The sequence below is a fragment of the Streptomyces smaragdinus genome (assembly GCF_009604385.1).
GTDB lineage: Bacteria > Actinomycetota > Actinomycetes > Streptomycetales > Streptomycetaceae > Streptomyces > Streptomyces smaragdinus.
Genome location: NZ_WEGJ01000025.1, coordinates 84,728 through 97,686, shown reverse-complemented (window position 1 = coordinate 97,686; position 12,959 = coordinate 84,728). Strand labels below are relative to the sequence as shown.

The following is a 12,959-nucleotide window of genomic DNA, read 5'->3' as shown; positions in this document are numbered from 1 at the left end:
GCCGCCCTTGTTCGGCATCGGCAGGAGGGAGTGGGCGATCCGGGGGCCCAGGTCGCGGGCCGGGTTGATGGCGTATCCCGTGGGGCCGCCCAGCGAGAAGCCGATGGAGACCACGACGAGCGCGGTGACAGGCGGCCGCGGATCGGCAACCCGCCCGCCCCGCAGGCGCGGGCAGCCGGCGGCCCACGCCGCCACACGCACCCGGCAACCCACCCCCGCCGGGAGCCGGCGACCGACGCCGAACCCCCGACCCCCACCCAGAACCCCCCAGAACTCACCCCCCACCAGCCAGCCGCCCCCGCCTCAGGGGGCCGGACACCCCGGAGCGGCCCCCACCGGCTCCGCCGGGAGGCCCGCCGCCGCCCCCACGTCCGACTTGAGTCCCGCGATGACCTCCGCCGCCACAGCCCGGGCCCCCCGAAGGCCGTCCGCCGAGGACACCGGCGCCACGACCTCCAGGTAGCACTTCAGCTTCGGCTCCGTCCCGGACGGGCGGACGATCACCCGCGCCCCCGAGATCCCCCGCGAGGGGTCGCCGCCGAGGCGGTACCGGAGGCCGTCCGTCGGCGGCAGCGACGGGGAGCCCACCGAGAGGTCCTCCGCGGACGTCACCGGCAGCCCCGCCAGGGATGAGGGAGGCGAAGACCGGAGGCGGTCCATCGCCGCGGCGATCAGGGACAGGTCGTCCACCCGTACGGACAGCTGGTCCGTGGCGTGGAGCCCGTACGACACCGCGATGTCGTCCAGGAGATCCCCCACCGTCCGGCCGGACGCCCGAAGCTCCGCCGCGAGTTCCGCGACCAGCAGCGCCGCCGTGATGCCGTCCTTGTCGCGGACCCCCGCGGGGTCGACGCAGTAGCCCAGCGCCTCCTCGTAGCCGAAGCGCAGGCCCGGGACCCGGGCGAGCCACTTGAAGCCCGTCAGCGTCTCCTCGTACGGCAGACCCGCCGCCGCCGCGATCCGCCCCAGCAGCGACGACGACACGATCGACGTGGCGAACGTCCCCTCCGCCCGCCTGTGCACCAGATGCGTCGCCAGCAGCGCCCCCACCTCGTCGCCCCGCAGCATCCGCCAGCCGCCGGCGGCCAGGGGAACGGCCACCGCGCAGCGGTCCGCGTCGGGGTCGCTGGCGATGATCAGGTCGGGCGCGGGGGAGGCCGCGGCCGCCGTGGCGAACGCCAGGTCCATCGCCCCCGGCTCCTCGGGGTTGGGGAACGACACCGTGGGGAAGTCCGCGTCCGGCTCCGCCTGTTCCGCGACCGGCACCGGCTCCGGGAAGCCCGCCCGTACGAACGACGAACGCAGCGTCTCCCAGCCGACGCCGTGCAGCGCCGTGTGCACGACCCGCAGATCACGCGGGCCGCCGGGAGCGACGACGGAGGCGGCGCGGGTCACGTACGCGTCGATCACGTCCTCGCCCAGGACGTCCCAGCCGGACGGCGCGAGCGTGACCTGCTCCAGCGACGTCACCGCGTCGATCTCCGCCGCGATCCGGGCGTCCGCCGGGGGCACGATCTGCGAGCCGTCGCCGAGATAGACCTTGTAGCCGTTGTCCTGCGGCGGGTTGTGGCTGGCGGTCACCGTGACCCCGGCCACCGCGCCCAGACGGCGGATCGCGAACGCCAGCACCGGCGTGGGCAGCGGGCGGGGGAGCAGCGCCGCGCGCAGGCCGGCGCCCGTCATCACGGCGGCCGTGTCGCGGGCGAAGTCGGCGGACTTGTGGCGGGCGTCGTAGCCGACGACGACGAGCCCTCCGGCGTGTCCCTCCGCCTTGAGGTACGCGGCCAGCCCCGCCGCCGCGCGGATGACCACGGCGCGGTTCATCCGCATCGGGCCGGCGCCCAGTTCACCGCGCAGTCCGGCGGTCCCGAACTGCAGTATCCCGGCGAACCGCTCCGCGAGCGCGTCCGTGTCCCCGGCGTCGATCAGCTTGTGCAGCTCAGCCCGGGTGTCGGGGTCGGGGTCCTCGGCGAGCCATGCCGCGGCCCGCTCCTGGAGGTCGTCGTGTCCCACGGGGACGTCCTTTCCGGTGGTGATCGCGTACGACTCGGGCCGTGACCGTTACAGCCGCGGCAGTACGTCCGCCAGCAGCGCGCCCATCCGCGCCGCCGACTCGTGTCCCGCCCGCAGGACCTCCTCGTGGTTCAGCGGCTCACCCGTCATGCCCGCCGCCAGGTTCGTCACGAGCGAGATGCCCAGCACCTCCGCCCCGGCCTCGCGGGCGGCGATGGCCTCGAGCGTCGTCGACATGCCCACCAGGTCCGCGCCGAGCCGCCGGATCATCTCGATCTCCGCGGGGGTCTCGTAGTGCGGGCCGGGGAACTGGACGTACACGCCCTCCTCCAGCGATCCGTCGACCTCCTTGCACAGCGCGCGCAGCCGCGGCGAGTACAGGTCGGTGAGGTCCACGAAGTTCGCGCCGACGATCGGCGAGGTGGCCGTCAGATTGATGTGGTCGCTGATCAGCACCGGCTGCCCCGGCCGCATCCCGCTCCGCAGCCCGCCGCACCCGTTGGTGAGGACGATCGTCTTGCAGCCCGCCGCCGTCGCGGTCCGCACCCCGTGCGCCACCGCGGCCACGTCACGCGACTCGTAGTAGTGCGTACGCCCGAGGAAGACCAGCGCCCGCTTGTCGCCGACGAGATACGAGCGGATCGTGCCCGCGTGCCCCTCGACGGCCGGTGGCGGGAAGCCGGGGAGCTCGGTGACGGGGAACTCCGCCTCCGCGCTGCCGAGGGCGTCGGCCGCCGGCACCCAGCCGGAGCCCATGACGAGCGCGACGTCGTGGGTCTCGGCGCCGGTCAGGCGGCGCAGCGCTTCGGCTGCGGCCTTGGCCGCGCCCTGGGGGTCCGAGGAAACTGATGCGTTCACGACGACGATCCTACGCGCGTAGAGCCCCGTTGTGTCCCCGGGGGCGATCGGGTGACCTCCAGCCTGGACCCATACGGCGCCCCCCGGGCGGAGGCCGCACCGCGGGTGCGCGAGAATGGAGTACGTGACTCGGATCGTGATCATCGGTGGCGGACCCGGCGGATACGAAGCGGCGCTGGTGGCCGCGCAGCTCGGCGCGGAGGTGACCGTCGTCGACTGCGACGGGCTGGGCGGGGCGTCGGTGCTGACCGACTGCGTGCCGTCCAAGACCCTCATCGCCACGGCCGAGGTCATGACGGGCTTCGACTCCTCGCACGAGGAGCTCGGCATCATCGTCGCCGACGACACGCCGCACATAGAGCAGGCCGCCCGGGTGGTGGGCGTCGACCTGGGCAAGGTCAACCGCCGCGTCAAGCGCCTGGCGCTCGCCCAGTCGCACGACATCACCGCCTCCGTGACCCGCGCCGGCGCCAAGGTGATGCGCGGGCGCGGCAGCGTCGGCGCCACCCAGGGCCCCGACGGCTCGCGCAAGGTCACGGTCACCGCCGCGGACGGCACCAGCCGGGAGCTGACCGCCGACGCGGTGCTCGTCGCCACCGGCGGTACGCCGCGCGAGCTGGCGGACGCGCTGCCCGACGGCGAGCGGATCCTGAACTGGAAGCAGGTGTACGACCTGGAGGAGACGCCCGAGGAGCTCATCGTGGTCGGCTCCGGTGTGACCGGCGCCGAGTTCGCCGGCGCGTACCAGGCGCTGGGCTCCAAGGTCACCCTCGTCTCCAGCCGCGACCGGGTGCTTCCCGGTGAGGACCCGGACGCCGCCGCCGTGCTGGAGGACGTCTTCCGCCGCCGCGGCATGAACGTGATGGCCCGCTCCCGCGCCGCCTCCGCCAAGCGGGCCGGCGACCGGGTCGAGGTCACCCTCGCCGACGGCCGCACCATCACCGGCTCGCACTGTCTGATGGCGGTCGGCGCCATCCCCAACACCACCGGTATGGGGCTGGAGGAGGCCGGCGTCCGACTGACGGAATCCGGTCACATCGTGACGGACCGGGTGTCCCGTACGTCGGCGCCCGGCATCTACGCGGCCGGTGACGTGACGGGCGTCTTCGCCCTCGCGTCCGTCGCCGCGATGCAGGGCCGGATCGCGATGTACCACTTCCTGGGCGACGCGGTGGCCCCGCTCAACCTGAAGGCCGTCTCCGGGAACGTCTTCACGGACCCCGAGATCGCCACGGTGGGTTACCAGCAGGCGGACGTCGACGAGGGCCGGATCGAGGCCCTGGTGATGAAGCTCCCGCTGCTGCGCAACCCGCGCGCCAAGATGCAGGGCATCCGGGACGGTTTCGTGAAGCTGTTCTGCCGGCCCGGGACCGGAATCGTCGTCGGCGGCGTGGTCGTCGCTCCACGGGCGAGTGAACTGATCCACCCGATCTCGATCGCCGTCGACAACAATCTCACCGTCGAACAGATCGCAAATGCCTTTACGGTCTACCCGTCTTTGTCGGGCTCGATCGCCGAGGTGGCCCGCCAACTGCACGGACGCAAGGCCGACTCGGAGGCCTGAACCCCGGGCGCACACTTTTCCGAACAACAGGGCCCTCGCGTATACCATCTTCGAGTGAGCTGCGCGGACAGCTTTCGTTAATCGGCGGAAACTGCTGAACAAAGCCGGTCGTCCGCGTTACTGTCAGTTTCGTGTTCGCTGCAGAACGTCGTCAGTTGATCCTCGAAATGGTGCGAGCCAATGGGGCCGTATCGCTCCGCGAGCTTGCCCGCGTGGTCCAGACCTCCGAAGTGACCGTGCGTCGTGACGTACGGGCGCTGGAGGCCGAAGGACTCCTCGACCGCCGGCACGGCGGTGCGGTTCTGCCGGGCGGCTTCACCAGGGAGTCCGGCTTCCCGCAAAAGTCCCATCTAGCGACCGCGGAGAAGACGGCCATCGCCGATCTCGCGGCCGGTTTCGTGGAGGAGGGCGACGCCGTCGTCGTGGGCGCCGGGACCACGACGCAGGAGCTCGCCCGCCGGCTGGCCCGCGTCCCGGGCCTCACGGTCGTCACCAACTCCCTGCTCGTGGCGCAGGCCCTGGCCCACGCCAACCGCGTCGAGGTGGTGATGACCGGCGGCACGCTGCGCGGCTCCAACTACGCGCTGGTCGGCAGCGGCGCGGAGCAGTCCCTCCAGGGGCTGCGGGTGTCGCGGGCTTTCCTGTCCGGGAGCGGTCTGACGGCCGAGCGCGGGCTCTCCACGTCCAACATGCTCTCCGCGAGCGTCGACCGGGCGCTGGTGCAGGCGGCGTCGGAGGTCGTCGTCCTCGCCGACCACACCAAGCTCGGTACGGACACCATGTTCCAGACGGTGCCGACCGACGTCATCACCCGGCTGGTCACGGACGAGCCGCCGCCGTCCGAGGAGCGTGCCGCGACCGAGCTGCAGGCGCTGGCGGACCAGGGCGTGCAGCTCTCCGTGGCGGGGACGGGAGCGGCCGTGAGTGAGCCTCCCCGGCCGGCGCGGCTGGCCCGGGAGGTCTCCCTGCCCGGCCAGCGCCGCGGCCGGCCGGCGAACGGCACGGGTCCGACGACGCAGTTGCGTGCGGCGGCGGTGGCGGACCTGGCGCCGCGGAGACGGTGACCGGTACTCCCACGTCCCGTGGACATGACTCGGCCCCGGTGCTCCGAGGAGCGCCGGGGCCGAGTCGTACCGTACTCAGTCCTTGATCTCGCAGATCGTCGCGCCCGACGTGAGCGCCGCGCCCACCGCGACATTCAGGCCCTTGACCGTGCCGGCCTTGTGCGCGTTGAGGGGCTGCTCCATCTTCATCGCCTCCAGGACGATGACCAGGTCACCCTCCTCGACCCGCGCGCCCTCCTCGACGGCGACCTTGACGACCGTGCCCTGCATCGGCGACGCCAGGGTGTCGCCGGAGATCGCGGAGCCGGCCTTCTTCACCGCCTTGCGCTTCGGCCGGGCGCCGCCCGCCGCGGCCGTACGGGCCATCTGCATGCCCAGGCCCGCCGGGAGGGAGACCTCCAGCCGCTTGCCGCCGACCTCGACGACCACCGTCTCGCGGCCCGCCTCGTCCTCGTCGGCGTCCGCGCCCGTACCGGCGAAGGCCTTGATCTCGTTGACGAACTCCGTCTCGATCCACCGCGTGTGGACCGTGAACGGGTCGCTGGTGAACGCCGGGTCGGCGACCACCGCGCGGTGGAACGGGACGGCCGTCGCCATGCCCTCCACCTCGAACTCCGCCAGCGCCCGGGCGGCGCGCTGCAGCGCCTGCTCCCGCGTGGCGCCGGTGACGATCAGCTTGGCCAGCAGCGAGTCCCACGCCGGGCCGATCACCGAACCCGACTCGACGCCCGCGTCCAGCCGGACGCCCGGACCGGTCGGCGGGGCGAACTTCGTCACCGTGCCGGGGGCCGGGAGGAAGTTGCGGCCCGGGTCCTCGCCGTTGATACGGAACTCGAAGGAGTGACCCCGCACGGCCGGGTCGTCGTAACCCAGGGCCTCGCCGTCGGCGATACGGAACATCTCGCGCACCAGGTCGATCCCCGTGACCTCCTCGGTCACTGGGTGCTCCACCTGGAGCCGGGTGTTGACCTCGAGGAAGGAAATCGTGCCGTCCGTGCCGACCAGGAACTCCACCGTGCCCGCGCCGACGTACCCGGCCTCCTTCAGGATGGCCTTGGACGCCGCGTACAGCTCGGCGTTCTGCGCCTCGCTCAGGAACGGCGCCGGCGCCTCCTCCACCAGCTTCTGGTGGCGGCGCTGCAGCGAGCAGTCACGGGTGGAGACCACGACCACGTTGCCGTGCGAGTCCGCCAGGCACTGGGTCTCCACATGGCGCGGCTTGTCCAGATACCGCTCGACGAAGCACTCGCCGCGGCCGAACGCGGCCACCGCCTCGCGCACCGCCGACTCGTAGAGCTCCGGCACCTCCTCGAGCGTGCGGGCGACCTTCAGACCGCGCCCGCCGCCGCCGAACGCCGCCTTGATGGCGATCGGCAGGCCGTGCTCCTTCGCGAAGGCCACCACCTCGTCGGCGCCCGCCACCGGGTCCGGCGTACCGGCGACCAGCGGCGCTCCGGCGCGCTGGGCGATGTGCCGGGCGGCGACCTTGTCGCCGAGGTCGCGGATCGCCTGCGGGGGCGGGCCGATCCAGGTCAGACCCGCGTCGAGGACCGCCTGGGCGAACTCGGCGTTCTCCGACAGGAAGCCGTACCCGGGGTGGACGGCGTCCGCACCCGAGTCGGCCGCCGCCTTCAGGACCTTGGCCATGTCCAGATAGCTGGTGGCCGGGGTGTCACCGCCCAGCGCGAACGCCTCGTCGGCCGCGCGGACATGCAGCGCGTCCCGGTCCGGATCGGCGTAGACGGCCACGCTCGCGATCCCGGCGTCACGGCAGGCCCGGGCGACCCGGACAGCGATTTCGCCACGGTTGGCGATGAGCACCTTGCGCACGTTGGCTCCCTCCTTGGAACATCCGTGATTTTAGGTAGTAGGGACACACCGCGCCGAGGCGGGCTGGGGCGTGAGCTTGCCCACACGGAGGGTGAACCGGGCCGCGATCGATGGTCCCGAACCCCGGGATTGCCAAGGGTACGCCGTGACTCGGGGCCTGGTGCGCGGACGGTGCGTGTGGTCAAGGTCTCGCCTGCAGCAACGTTCTGCCAGGGGGTGTCTTTTGTGGAACCCCTACTAACCCGGACTGGAAACTTTGCCGGGTGACTTCGCGGGCCCGCGACCCTTGCCGTACGGATTACCCATTAGTAGCGTGCTGGTCAGGGAGATACCCGGGTAACAGGGGGTTCAGGTGGGGATCAGGCGGGCCGTTGCGGGTGTGGCCGGCGTGGTGCTGGTGCTCGAGGGCGTCGGTGTCGCCGGGGTGCAGTGGGTGATGGCGGACTTCCTCGACCGCCAGCACATGTCCCTGGCCGGGCTCGACACGTCGATGCTGGCCAACAGCCTGCGCGGCGGCGGGCTGTTCTTCGGGCTGGTGCTGGTGGCGGTGGGTGTGCTCGCGCTGCGGATGGCGGTGCTGGACCGGGCGCCGGGCGGTTTCGTACGGGGTGTGCTGATCGCCGTGGCCGTGGTGCACGGGGTGCTCGGGGCCGTGATGGCGGGGCTCGTCGGGTGGGATCTGTTCGCCGTGATGATGGCCGTGCTGGCGCTGGTGGTGTTCAGCGTGATCGCGTACGGGCGGCCGGGTGAGCCGCCCGCGGAGCCGGCGGAGCCCGTGGAGCCGGTCGAGGGACCTGCTCCGGCGACCCCCTAGCGACCCCCTAGACCCAGAGGTCCGTCACCGACAGCCCGAGCGTCCCCAGCAGCCGGCCGAACAGCGGCAGCGACAGGCCGATCACGTTGCCGTGGTCGCCGTCGATGCCGTCGACGAACGGCGCCGCGCGGCCGTCCAGGGTGAACGCGCCCGCCACATGGATCGGTTCACCGGTGGCGACGTACGCGGCGATCTCGGCGTCCGTGGGCTCGCCGAACCGTACCGTCGTGGACGCCGTCGCCGAGGTGCGGCGGCCGTCCGCGGCGTCGATGAGGCAGTGCCCCGTCTGCAGCACGCCCGAGCGGCCCCGCATCGCCTTCCAGCGCGCGGTGGCCTCCTCCGCGCCGGCCGGCTTGCCCAGCGCCTCGCCGTCCAGCTCCAGCACCGAGTCGCAGCCGATCACCAGCGCCCCGGCCGCCTCCGGCCGCGCGGCCACCGCCGCGGCCTTCGCCTCGGCCAGCACCCGCGCCAGCTCACCGGGGGTCGGGGCGGTCAGGGCGTCCTCGTCGACCCCGCTCACCAGGACGTGCGGGTCGAAACCGGCGTGCTTGAGGAGCTCCAGCCGGGCGGGGGAGGCGGAGGCGAGGATCAGCTTGCGGTGGCTCATGGGGCCCTAGCGTAGGGGCTGGGCCCCGGCCCGGTTCAGAGCAGGCCCAGGACCGCCACCACCAGCACCACGATGGTGGCGGCGGCCAGGACATGGCTCGCGCGCCGCAGCATGTTCTGCGCGTCGCGGAGTTCCTTGGGGGGCTCGTCCGAGGGGTCTGACCACAGCATGCTGACGATGGTGGTCCCGGCCCCTCGGACGGCGCCTGAGTACGCGTACTCAAGTCGCCCGCGGGCGGGCTCAGGAGGGCCAGTACGTCGTCCGCCAGGACGAGGGACCCGGGGCCGGCAGCGTACGGCCCCGCAGCCGGCGGGCCACCGCCCACTCGTCCGTGGCCCGCGCGTCCGCCGCGTCGTCACCGGCGGCGGCGGACGCGCGGAGCCGGACCACCGCCAGGGCGGCGGCCAGCTCCTCGGGGGTCGGGTTGCCCCGTACGACCCGGAACATGTCGGTCATCGTCGGTCGCCTTCCTCGGGTGGTCAGAGCGGGATGTTGCCGTGCTTCTTGGGCGGCAGGGACTCCCGCTTGTTGCGCAGCACCCGCAGCCCCTTCACGATCTGCCGGCGGGTGTCCGAAGGCATGATCACCGCGTCGACGTAACCGCGCTCGGCGGCGGCGTACGGATTCAGCAGCGTGTCCTCGTAGTCCGCGATCAGCTCCTGCCGCCTGGCGTCCTGCTCACCCGGGTCCTCGATCGCGGCCAGCGTGCGGCGGTGCAGGATGTTGACCGCGCCCTGCGCGCCCATCACGGCGATCTGGGCGGTGGGCCAGGCCAGGTTGAGGTCGGCGCCCAGGTGCTTGGAGCCCATCACGTCGTACGCGCCGCCGAACGCCTTGCGCGTGATCACCGTGATCAGCGGGACGGTGGCCTCGGCGTACGCGTAGATCAGCTTGGCGCCGCGGCGGATGATGCCGTCGTATTCCTGGTCGGTGCCCGGGAGGAAGCCCGGGACGTCGACGAACGTCAGCACGGGGACGTTGAACGCGTCGCAGGTGCGGACGAAGCGGCTGGCCTTCTCGCTGGCGTTGATGTCGAGGCAGCCGGCGAACTGCATCGGCTGGTTGGCGACGACGCCCACCGGGTGGCCCTCGACGCGGCCGAAGCCGGTGACGATGTTCGGCGCGAACAGCGACTGGGTTTCCAGGAACTCCGCGTCGTCCAGCACGTGCTCGATGACCGTGTGGATGTCGTACGGCTGGTTCGCGGAGTCCGGGATCAGGGTGTCGAGCTCGCGGTCGGTGTCCGAGACCTCGAGGTCCGTCTCCTCCGGGTAGGCCGGGGCCTCGGTGAGGTTGTTCGACGGGAGGTACGAGAGCAGCGCCTTGACGTACTCGAACGCGTCCTTCTCGTCGCCGGCCATGTGGTGGGCGACGCCGGAGACCGTGTTGTGCGTACGGGCGCCGCCGAGCTCCTCCATGCCGACGTCCTCGCCGGTGACGGTCTTGATCACGTCGGGGCCGGTGATGAACATGTGCGAGGTCTGGTCGACCATGATCGTGAAGTCGGTGATCGCCGGGGAGTACACCGCGCCGCCGGCGCACGGGCCGACGATCACGGAGATCTGCGGGACCACGCCGGAGGCGTGCACGTTGCGGCGGAAGATCTCCGCGAACAGGCCGAGCGCGACCACGCCCTCCTGGATCCGGGCGCCGCCGCCGTCGTTGATACCGATGATCGGGCAGCCGGTCTTCATGGCGAAGTCCATCGCCTTGACGATCTTCTCGCCGTAGACCTCGCCGAGGGATCCGCCGAAGACGGTGAAGTCCTGCGAGTAGACGACCACGGGCCGGCCGTCCACCGTGCCGTAGCCGGTGACGACTCCGTCGCCGTACGGGCGGTTCTTCTCGATGCCGAAGTTCGTCGACCGGTGCCGGGCGAACTCGTCGAGCTCGGTGAACGAGCCCTCGTCCAGCAGCAGATCGACCCGCTCACGGGCGGTCAGCTTGCCCTTGGCGTGCTGCTTCTCCACCGCCCTGGCGGACCCGGCGTGGGTCGCCTCGTCGATCCGCCGCCGGAGGTCGGCGAGCTTCCCGGCCGTCGTCCTGATGTCGACGGCGTCGTTGGCGTCCTGCGGCTCTGGCATGGCGGTGCGGCTCCTGCTTCGTCGCTCGTCTGGGCCCGGTGCTACTCATACGTAGGTTCATACGTAGCGTAGCCGCGCGGTGGCCCGTCGGCCGTGCGGCGTTGGCCACACCGGGGGGTGCTGTGCTTCTTCGGGGGGACGCCCCCGGGCTTGGGTTCAGTGCGTGATCGCGGGTGCGTGCTGCCGGATCCGGGCAGGCCGGGGGTGCGGTTGTTGCCCGGTCCTCGGGCTGTTCCGGGGGCGCGGGGCCGCCGATACTCGGTGCGGGGGCGGTGTCCGACGCGGGGGAGGCGGCGGTGGGGGACGAGGACGTACGGCTGGGGCGGCGATGCCGTCGGCAGGCGCTCGGGGTGCTGGTGGCCGGGCTGGTGCTGGTGGCCGCCGGGTGGTGGCTGGTGCGCCCGGGGCACGGTGCCTGGCCGGCGGCGCTCAGGGGGGTGCTCCTGATGGGAGGTTTCTGGGGGGTCACCGGGGCGGTCGTGCTCACGGTGCGGTACCGCCGGGTGCGTGCGGCGCTGCGGGCCGGTCCGTGGCAGGTGTGCGGGGCCGCCACGGTGCAGGGGGGCAACGGGGCCGTGGTCGTGCAGGAGCGCGGCGGGCGGGTGCATGCCGTGATGCCGCGGGTGGTCGTGCTCGGCCCCGTGCGGGTCGCGCCGTACACGCGGGCGGTCGTGCGGTGGCGGCCGCATCCGGGCGGAACCGGTGGCGTGATCGCGGCGCCGGGGGGCGGGGTCGCGTGGGCGGGGCCGGTCGGGTCGGAGCGGGACACGGTCCGGGCGAACCACTTCGCCCGCTGGTGGGCGGGCCTGAGGGCGCCCGAGCCGGTGGTGGCGCCGGAGGGTGACCTCGCGGTCCTGACGTACGCGCGGACGGGGGCGGTCGCCGCGGCGGAGGCGCGGTTCGCCGTCGCCGTCCGGCGGGATCCGGGGAAGGCGGGGCTGTGGTGGACGCGGGTGTGGCGGGTGCCGCTGCCGTCGCTGGCGTGCACCGTCGCGCTCGCCGTGGGGGTCTGGTGGGCGACGGTGTACTGGCCGAGGACGGAACTGGCCGGGCCGACGATTCTTTTCACCGTGCCCGTCGGTTTCCTGCTCCTCGAACCCGTCGCCGTGTCCCGCCGGTCCTTCGCCCTGACCCGGGCGGCGCGCTCGCCGACGGTGGCCGAGCGGCGGTACGTGATCGTGCCGGGGCGGGAGCCGGTGATGCTGCTTTATCCGGCGGACGCCGGTTCGGGTGAGCTGCCGGTGGAGACGCTCGTCCTGCGGACACGTCCGCTGCCGTGGCGGTGGGCGCATCCGGGTCCGGTCCCGGCTCCGACCGGCGTGGTCCGATTGCATGCCCGGGCGCCGGGCGACGCGGTTGTGGTGCCGCGGGTCGACGGGACGCCGTATGTGCCGGACGGGCCCCTGCGGGGCGTGGGGGATCTGCGGGCGGAGGAGGTTGCGGACCTGTGCGTTCTGGTGCGGTGGCTGGAGGCGGTTGAGGGGACCTCGCTGCTGGGGTGAGCCTGGTGGGGTCGGTGCGGCTCCGGTGCTGCTGGCTTCCCGCGCCTGCGGGGCGGGTGGGTTGCCCATCCGCGGCTGCCTGTTTCGGGGCGGCGTTGTTGCCGTGGCCGGCGGGGGGTTGGCCTTGTGTGGGGGGTGGTCTGCTTGCGGGGGATTTTGGGGGCGTGGGCCGCCGGCTCCCCGCGCCTGCGGCGCGGGGCTGTCTCCCACCCACACACCGCCCGTTTCTGGGTGACATTGTCGCCGTAGCCGGCGGGAGGTTGGCCTTGTGCGGGGGGTCGTCTGCTTGCGGGGGATTTTCGCGGCGTCGGCCGCCGGCTCCCCGCGCCTGCGGCGCGGGGCTGTCTCCCACCCACATGCCGCCCGTTTCTGGGTGACGGGGCTGGCGTAGCCGGCGGCGGGGTGGGCGGTGTCGGGGTGGGCGTGGTCGGTGGTGGGCCGGGGGCGGGGTGGATGTGGAGTGGTTCTGCGGCGCTGCGCGCCTTGGGGCAGGGAGCGGGGGGCGGGGCGCTGCGCGCCTCGCAGTGAGGGGCGGCGCTGCGCGCCTTGGGGGAGGCTCGGCGCTGCGCGCCTCGTGATGCGGAGTGAGGGAAGCCGCTGGCGCGGCTTCGGATGTGGAGTGA

The 12,959-nt window shown here is 72.9% G+C and carries 11 protein-coding genes and 1 pseudogene; 4 read left to right on the top strand and 8 right to left on the bottom strand.

What is annotated here, in order from left to right; genetic code table 11:
* From SRB5_RS25340 to SRB5_RS25330, 3 genes and pseudogenes are all read right to left on the bottom strand, one after another.
* A pseudogene (locus tag SRB5_RS25340) lies at positions 1-129 on the bottom strand (aquaporin family protein); the annotation flags it as partial.
* A gap of 174 nt (positions 130-303) precedes the next feature.
* Entirely contained in the window at positions 304-2,013 is a 1,710-nt protein-coding gene (locus SRB5_RS25335) for a phospho-sugar mutase (protein WP_323378437.1), read from the bottom strand.
* 48 nt (positions 2,014-2,061) lie between these two features.
* On the bottom strand, positions 2,062-2,871 hold the full coding sequence (locus tag SRB5_RS25330) for a purine-nucleoside phosphorylase (RefSeq protein ID WP_323378436.1): 810 nt from the start codon (positions 2,869-2,871) through the stop codon (positions 2,062-2,064).
* A gap of 115 nt (positions 2,872-2,986) precedes the next feature.
* On the opposite strand from SRB5_RS25330, the gene SRB5_RS25325 reads away from it, so the two are divergent.
* Entirely contained in the window at positions 2,987-4,435 is a 1,449-nt protein-coding gene (locus SRB5_RS25325; RefSeq protein WP_153455720.1) for an NAD(P)H-quinone dehydrogenase, read from the top strand.
* Positions 4,436-4,602: 167 nt separating this feature from the next.
* The gene (locus SRB5_RS25320; protein WP_407703975.1) at positions 4,603-5,499 is read left to right on the top strand and encodes a DeoR/GlpR family DNA-binding transcription regulator; all 897 of its coding nucleotides are present in this window, start codon (positions 4,603-4,605) and stop codon (positions 5,497-5,499) included.
* Positions 5,500-5,574: 75 nt separating this feature from the next.
* Here the strand turns inward: SRB5_RS25320 and SRB5_RS25315 are convergent, their stop codons facing one another.
* Positions 5,575-7,329, bottom strand: a complete 1,755-nt coding sequence (locus tag SRB5_RS25315) for an acetyl/propionyl/methylcrotonyl-CoA carboxylase subunit alpha (RefSeq protein WP_323378434.1) — start codon at positions 7,327-7,329, stop codon at positions 5,575-5,577.
* 352 nt (positions 7,330-7,681) lie between these two features.
* On the opposite strand from SRB5_RS25315, the gene SRB5_RS25310 reads away from it, so the two are divergent.
* Positions 7,682-8,143: a hypothetical protein gene (locus SRB5_RS25310; protein ID WP_323378433.1), complete on the top strand. Its 462-nt coding sequence runs from the start codon at positions 7,682-7,684 to the stop codon at positions 8,141-8,143.
* A 7-nt stretch (positions 8,144-8,150) separates the two neighbouring features.
* Here the strand turns inward: SRB5_RS25310 and SRB5_RS25305 are convergent, their stop codons facing one another.
* The 4 genes from SRB5_RS25305 to SRB5_RS25295 all read right to left on the bottom strand — a co-directional run bounded on the left by SRB5_RS25305 (position 8,151) and on the right by SRB5_RS25295 (position 10,834).
* Positions 8,151-8,750, bottom strand: a complete 600-nt coding sequence (locus tag SRB5_RS25305; protein ID WP_153455719.1) for a Maf family protein — start codon at positions 8,748-8,750, stop codon at positions 8,151-8,153.
* Between the two features lie 35 nt (positions 8,751-8,785).
* A complete protein-coding gene (gene mmpB / locus SRB5_RS37220; RefSeq protein WP_267132611.1) occupies positions 8,786-8,920 on the bottom strand; it encodes a morphogenic membrane protein MmpB in 135 nt (44 codons plus the stop codon).
* 70 nt (positions 8,921-8,990) lie between these two features.
* The gene (locus SRB5_RS25300; RefSeq protein WP_407703977.1) at positions 8,991-9,197 is read right to left on the bottom strand and encodes an acyl-CoA carboxylase subunit epsilon; all 207 of its coding nucleotides are present in this window, start codon (positions 9,195-9,197) and stop codon (positions 8,991-8,993) included.
* Between the two features lie 32 nt (positions 9,198-9,229).
* Positions 9,230-10,834 (bottom strand): acyl-CoA carboxylase subunit beta, encoded by a 1,605-nt coding sequence (locus SRB5_RS25295; protein WP_153455717.1) that lies wholly within the window; start codon positions 10,832-10,834, stop codon positions 9,230-9,232.
* Positions 10,835-11,106: 272 nt separating this feature from the next.
* Here SRB5_RS25295 and SRB5_RS25290 point away from each other — a divergent pair, with 272 nt between their 5' ends.
* Positions 11,107-12,336, top strand: coding sequence for a hypothetical protein (locus SRB5_RS25290; protein WP_153455716.1), 1,230 nt, complete (start codon positions 11,107-11,109; stop codon positions 12,334-12,336).
* The last annotated feature ends 623 nt before the right edge of the window (positions 12,337-12,959 follow it).